Raw genomic sequence first — 3,277 nt, forward strand, 5'->3', positions numbered from 1 at the left:
GGCCCCGGCCGCGTCGCAGGACGACGAGGACGCCCCGCGCTTCATCAAGCGCGAGCTGCCCCGCCCCCGCGGCCGCTTCACCCGCGTGGAGGCCCAGCGACTGTCGTTCTTCGAACTGACGCGCGCGGAGGGCAAGGCCACGCTGGAGGCCGCCATCGAGGGCACGGAGCACCGCTACTCGCTCCTGCGCACGCTGGAGCACCGCTACAACGGCCCGCGCGGTGAGCTGACCCAGGTGGACATGGAGAACGTGCTGCGGCAGCACGGCATCATGGAGACGCTGGAGGCGCAGGAGAAGCGCAACCTCCAGACCGCCTACGCCTCCCAGCGCGGCGCCGCCGGCCGCGTGGCGTGGGCCCTGGGCCTGAGCCCCAGCGAGCTGCAGCGGCTGACGCACGCCCTGCTCCTCGAGGAAGAGGTGGAGGCCCTGCGCGAGCGCTTCCGCAACGAGGTGCTGGCCACCTCCCACCTGACCCACCGGCTGGATCTGCTGGGCAAGGACAAGTACCTGGCGGACCTGGGCATCCAGAAGCGCTTCACCGAATCGCTCCGCAAGGAGCTGGAGCGGCTGGTGAAGGACGTGATGTCGGAAGCCACCGATCTCCACTCGCTGGCCAACGTCGTGGGTCGTAAGCACGGCGCGCCCGCGGAGCTGGTCACCCGCGCCTTCGAGCGCCTGGGTCTGTCGGAGTCGCTGCGCAAGCAGCTCTCCGCCCAGACCGTCAACAACCCTTCTCACTGAGACGAGGTACCCACCCCATGCCCATCTACGAGTACGGCTGCTCGGCCTGTGGAAAGACCATTGACGTCCTGCAGAAGATGTCCGACCCCGCCCCCGCCGCGTGCACCGCGTGCGGCGCCGGCGGCACGCTGACCAAGCAGGTCAGCCGCTCCAGCTTCCACCTCAAGGGTGGCGGCTGGTACTCGGACCTGTACGGCTCCACGAAGAAGGACGGAGGCGGCGGTTCATCGTCCTCCTCTTCTTCGTCGTCCTCGGCGGCGCCGGCCGCGGCCAGCGCTCCTGCCAGCAGCGCGCCCGCGGCGAGCCCCGCGCCGGCCCCTTCCAGCAGCGCGGGCGGCGACAAGTCGTAGCGCCGGCCGTGAAGGACGCCCCCGGCTGAAAATTCGCTGGGGGCGCGGAGTGGGCACACACTTCGTGTCGTGCCCTTTCCCCCCTCGAAGCGTCCCCCCCGCCACTGCGCGCTGTGTGGTCATCCGGAGCTGACGGATGCGAGGGGGCAGGGTCGGTTCCTCCTGGTGGCCGACCCCCATGGCCGGGGTCCGGTGTGTCCCGCGCAGCGTGGGTGCCGCGACGGCAAGCAGGCCGTGGCGGGCACGCCAGCGCTGACGCAGGCCATCCGCTAGGCTAAGCAGGCATCCATCGCGCGCGCGTTCCATCCCGCGCGCGCCCTGGTGCCATGCCGCGTCCTTCCCGCTCCCTGTCCTTCCTGATGCCGCTGCTGGCCGTCGTCAGCGTCGGCTGCGCTTCCGCCACCCGCATGTCCCCCGAGGATCGCGCCTCGTTGGATCGGAGCCTCTCCGGTCCGGACGCGGAGCAGTACCTGCGCGTCTCCTCCTACCTGACGCCCTTCTTCGGGGACGCGTCCAAGCGGCTCTTGACGCCCTACCCTCCCGAGGACGTGCGCCTGCTGGACGACACCAGCGGCAGGCCCATCAGCCCCGGCGCCATCCAGGCCACGGTGCCCGCCGGCACGCGCGTGCGGATTACCAAGGTGGAGTTCCCCACGGCCTGGGTCGTCACCGAGCGCGTCCTCTACACTCCGCGCTCCTGGCCGTGGGTGTACGTGACGGTGGAGGGGGCCCCCGCGGGCGAGCAGGTGGTGCTGGTGCTGCCGCCGAACCTGGACCGCCCGGACGCCTTCCGCACGGAGCTGGAGAAGACCCTCACCCCGCATTCGTTGAAGGATCAGCTCGCGGGCTTCAGCGCGGCGGTGCAGGAGGCCGTGCGCACCAAGAAGCTGGTGGCGGACATGCCCGCGGACGCGCTGCGCATGGCCTGGGGTCCCCCGGAGACGGTGCGCCGCTCACTGGAGGGCACGGCCCGGAACGAGGAGTGGCGCTATGCCGGGGAGCGCCGCAAGGCGTTCCTCACCGACGGCCGCCTGGTGCGCGCCGAGGAGGCGGGCACGTCCCTGCTGCCTTGAGCTAGCGGCGGCCACCGCGGCGGTGCTGCTTCTTGCCGCCGCCCCCGCCGCCCTTGCGCTGGGCCTGGGCCTCTCCGGGACGGGTGAGGCGGGGCAGCTCGCCGGCCATCACCGGCCAGTAGTCGCCCTTGAAGAGCTCCTCCACCAGCTGCGCCTGGGTGAGCACGTCGCGCTTGAAGAAGGTCGCGCCCCGGCCCATCTCGTCCAGGGAGCCGCGCGCGTCACTGCCGCCCACGCAGGGCAGCTTGAGCACGTCCGCGGCCTCCACGGCCAGGTCGTTGGCGGTCTGCTTCACCTTGGCGTTGTAGCCCTCCACGGCGCACAGCACGCCCGACAGCGAGCGGACGTACTCCATGGCGGGATTGGGCACGTCGCGATCAAACGGCCGGGCCGCGACGATGGCCGCGCCCAGGGCCTTCACCTTGGGCAGGCACTCGGCGGCGCTCCAGGGCTTCTCCCGGTTGCTCCCCCACAGCTGCACGGGCTCCGGCGCCAGCTCCGGCTTCGGGAAGAAGCACAGGTATTGCCCCCGGTCCGTCACCAGCTCCAGCCCGACGAACACCTTCACCTTGGCCTTGGCGCCGATCTCGAAGAGCTCGTCGCAGCCGTCCTGGGTGTTGGTCTCCGTGAACGCGACCGCGTCCAGGCCGAACATTGCCGCCCGCTCCAGCACGGCGCGCGGCTCCAGGTCGCACCCCTTGGACAGATGGGAATGGGCGTGTAGGTCGATGAGCATGGGCGACGGGTGCTAACAGGCCCCACGGGGCCTGTCGAGCCTGCGCGCACGCCCCCGGGCCCCGAGGCTCCAGGGCTTCAGGCGAACGCGTAGGACTGGAAGTTGCCCTGCTTGGCCTGGGTGTTCTTCTCCTCGTACGTGCGGATGAGGTAGCCCATCAGCATCAGCGACGAGGTGTTCTCCAGCACCCGGGAAGGATCCTTGGAGATGAGGTTGGCGCTGTAGTTCAGGAAGAACTGCGCCAGCTCCTCGCCCGCTTCCTTCACGATGAGGGCGTTCAGAGCGCTCGGCTCCATGGTGCGGATGGTGTTGATGAAATCCACCGCCAGGTCCTTCTTCGTCTTCATGTCCACGGTCCTGCCCCCTTTTTCCCGCC

4 protein-coding genes and 1 pseudogene are annotated in these 3,277 nt (G+C 70.4%); 3 read left to right on the forward strand and 2 right to left on the reverse strand.

The features are described 5' to 3' along the window. From D7Y13_RS40105 to D7Y13_RS40120, 3 genes and pseudogenes are all read left to right on the forward strand, one after another. Nucleotides 1-742 (forward strand): annotated as a pseudogene (locus tag D7Y13_RS40105) (hypothetical protein); the annotation flags it as partial. 17 nt (nt 743-759) lie between these two features. Next, nucleotides 760-1,092: an FmdB family zinc ribbon protein gene (locus tag D7Y13_RS40110; RefSeq protein ID WP_120538305.1), complete on the forward strand. Its 333-nt coding sequence runs from the start codon at nt 760-762 to the stop codon at nt 1,090-1,092. A gap of 326 nt (nt 1,093-1,418) precedes the next feature. Continuing rightward, nucleotides 1,419-2,165: a hypothetical protein gene (locus D7Y13_RS40120; protein WP_120538307.1), complete on the forward strand. Its 747-nt coding sequence runs from the start codon at nt 1,419-1,421 to the stop codon at nt 2,163-2,165. Between the two features lies 1 nt (nt 2,166). Here D7Y13_RS40120 and D7Y13_RS40125 read toward each other — a convergent pair whose 3' ends face one another. After that, nucleotides 2,167-2,901, reverse strand: coding sequence for a PHP-associated domain-containing protein (locus tag D7Y13_RS40125; RefSeq protein ID WP_120538308.1), 735 nt, complete (start codon nt 2,899-2,901; stop codon nt 2,167-2,169). Nucleotides 2,902-2,978: 77 nt separating this feature from the next. Then, nucleotides 2,979-3,254 carry a hypothetical protein gene (locus D7Y13_RS40130; RefSeq protein ID WP_120538309.1) on the reverse strand — a complete coding sequence of 92 codons (276 nt, stop codon included), beginning with the start codon at nt 3,252-3,254 and terminating at the stop codon, nt 2,979-2,981. Nucleotides 3,255-3,277 lie beyond the last annotated feature (23 nt).

The organism is Corallococcus praedator, from assembly GCF_003612125.1.
In the GTDB taxonomy this organism is placed as follows: domain Bacteria; phylum Myxococcota; class Myxococcia; order Myxococcales; family Myxococcaceae; genus Corallococcus; species Corallococcus praedator.